Below are 1,734 nucleotides of genomic sequence, written 5' to 3' on the forward strand. Positions count from 1 at the left end.
GTTATAGGTCGATCCGGCCTGCACCGACCATTTGCCGTCGCTGCCCTTGGCGATTTCGACGACGCCGATGCCAACCGCCGACAGCGCGATCGCCTTCTGGTCGGCGGTCGCGGTGGCCGGGTCGTAGCTGCCCGCCATCAGGATATTGAAGTCGGGATATTCGAAGTTCAGCGCCAGCAGGCCGCGGTTGTTCGCGTCGACACCCGGGAAGGCGAAATATTCCATGCCGTCATGATTGCCGCCGGCCCATTTCTCGGCGACCGCGGGGCTCGCCGGGAAGCTGCCCGAATAAGGCGTGCCGGCCTCGACCGAATCGCCGGCCTTGAGCAGCACGTCGACGGTGTAGCCCGCCGGCACGGTGACGGTGTCGTTGCGGTTCGCGGCGACCGAGGTGAAGTTGACCGCGAAGCTCGGCGGCGTCGGAGTGGGCGTGGGGGTCGGGGTGGGCGTCGGCGGCACCGTCACGACCGGGTCGCCATCGCTGTTGCACGCCGCGAGCGCGGGCAGCACCGACAGGCCGAACAGACCGTTGACGAGCAGCGTGCGGCGCGACGGGTTGGCGGCGACGATCGCCTCGAGGCTGTTCGGACCGTCAAGGTCGTCGGTCGCGCGGCGATAGGGCGCGCGGGCTTCGTCGGTAAGATGTGACATGCAGTACCCCTGTTTCGGTTGGCCCCGGGACTGGGAGTCGTCCCGGTGAGGTGGCCCCGATGGCAGGGGGAGGTGTCAGGCTTGTTGCCCGAAGGTGTCAGCGCGAAGCGACTTCGATGACAGTCGGGTGACAGACGGTGCGATCAGTCGTGCACCGCCTTGACGAGCGGCCCCAATTGACCGCCGCCGAGCCAGGCGAGCTGGACCTCGGCAGAGACCTTGTTGATCGCCTCCTGCGGCTTGTTGCCGGGATGCACCGCGCGGCGCAGCGGGCGCTTGCCCGCGGGCATCGCCATGATCTCGGCGATCGCGCGCGGGACGTCGGCCGGATCGGCGCTGCGCCCGCTGCCATCCTCGGTCCCCATGCCGCGCGTGAAGGGTTCATAGGCCTTGAGCAGGTCGGCCTCGCTGCGGTCGCGGAGCGCGCCGGTGTAGGCATTGCGATTGACCCAGACCCTGGTCGGATAGCCGCCGGGCTGGATGATCGTCACGTCGATGCCATGCGGCACCAGTTCATAGGCGAGCTGTTCGGACAGCGCCTCGACCGCGAATTTGGTCGCCGAATAATGGCCGCCGCCGGGGACGATGACGCGCCCGAGCTGCGACGAGATGTTGAAGATCTGCCCCGATTTCGCGGCGCGCATTTGCGGCAGCAGCGCGCGCAGCATGCGCTGGATGCCCAGCACATTGGTCTCGAAGATCAGCCGCGTCGCCTCCATGTCCTGCACCTCGACCGGCCCGGTGATGCCGATCCCGGCATTGTTGACCAAGGTGTCGATGCGTCCGCCCGCGATATTCAGCGCCGCGGCGGTGCCGCCGGCGACCGAGGCGTCGTCGGTGACGTCGATCTCGACGATATGCAGGTCGAGCTTGTCCTTCGCGGCTTCGGCGGCGAGGCTTGCCGCCTCGGGGCGCGGCACGTTGCGCATCGTTGCGATCACCTTCGCGCCATGCTTCGCATAGAGCAAGGCACCGACGCGCCCGAAGCCGCTCGACGCGCCGGTGATCAGCACGGTGCGGCCCTTGAGCGCATCGGGCGCGAGCGGTTCGGCGGCGCGCAGCAGGGCAGGGGCGGCGGCGGTG

Annotated in this window: 2 protein-coding genes; both read right to left on the reverse strand. The window is 68.6% G+C overall.

Annotation, left to right across the window (positions count from 1 at the left end; genetic code table 11):
- Window positions 1-651, reverse strand: a 651-nt coding sequence (locus B1A78_RS21730) for an alkaline phosphatase PhoX (RefSeq protein ID WP_144037962.1), incomplete at its 3' end; no start/stop codon positions are given.
- A 143-nt stretch (window positions 652-794) separates the two neighbouring features.
- On the reverse strand, window positions 795-1,734 hold a 940-nt coding region (locus B1A78_RS21735; RefSeq protein WP_077148903.1), incomplete at its 5' end, for an SDR family oxidoreductase.

This window comes from Sphingopyxis sp. KK2, from assembly GCF_001990265.1.
In the GTDB taxonomy this organism is placed as follows: domain Bacteria; phylum Pseudomonadota; class Alphaproteobacteria; order Sphingomonadales; family Sphingomonadaceae; genus Sphingopyxis.